Annotated in this window: 1 protein-coding gene; it reads left to right on the top strand. The window is 73.8% G+C overall.

The features are described 5' to 3' along the window. Positions 1–17: 17 nt before the first annotated feature. Positions 18–748: hypothetical protein (locus tag UK23_RS24025; RefSeq protein WP_196777854.1), on the top strand; the 731-nt coding region annotated here is incomplete at its 3' end.

Raw genomic sequence — 748 nt, 5'->3', positions numbered from 1 at the left:
CTGTGGACGGTTCGCTGGTGGTGCAGGCCGCTGACGGCAGGACGTTGCACGTCGACGGCAGGACGTTCGCGCGGGTGCTGGGCAACACCGGGGTCTTCCGCGGTGCGGCGGACACCGGGCCGGTCGTGCTGGTCACGTCCGCCCCGCTGAAGACGAGCCAGGGCAGTGGTTTCCGCGACGTCCTGCTCCGGGAGTTCGGTGTCCAGGAACCGGTCTACGTGCCGAAGGGTGAGGCCAGGCTGCTGTTCGCGCAGGACGGCCGGACCCTGCACGACCCGACCGCCGGGACGCCTGGGCGCGCCGTGCGTCCTGTCGACGCGCCTCGTGGCGGCCGGTCCGACGGTGATTTCGCGCAGTCCTCCGACCGGGGCGACGTGGACCTGATGGCCCCTGGCTCCCGCGGCACCACACGCGCGCCGTGGACGAGCCGGATGCCGGAGGGCGTGGGACCCGACGGGCAGGTGCGCCGCTTCCGGCCGGAGGACGTGCGGTACAGGGTGATGACGCGCTGGGGCTCGCGGGTCGGGCTGACGTTCCTGACGGGCGGTGAACGATCCGCCTCGCTGGCGTGGGGAGGCGCGCCCCGCGGCGAGCACCTGAACACGTTCGTGCACCCGGAGGGTGACGGTCCGTCGGGGTTCCCGGGCAGTGACGGCGCCCAGCCGGTCCGAGGTCGCTGGCGCGAGGACTCGATGTACGTCGCGGTCGAGGGCGCCGCCGGCGGCTTCGAGCTGCGGCTGACCGACGG

It is taken from the genome of Lentzea aerocolonigenes (assembly GCF_000955955.1).
In the GTDB taxonomy this organism is placed as follows: Bacteria; Actinomycetota; Actinomycetes; order Mycobacteriales; family Pseudonocardiaceae; genus Lentzea; species Lentzea aerocolonigenes_A.
Note: the sequence above shows the minus strand (reverse complement) of the source record. Positions and strands in the feature narration are given on the sequence as shown.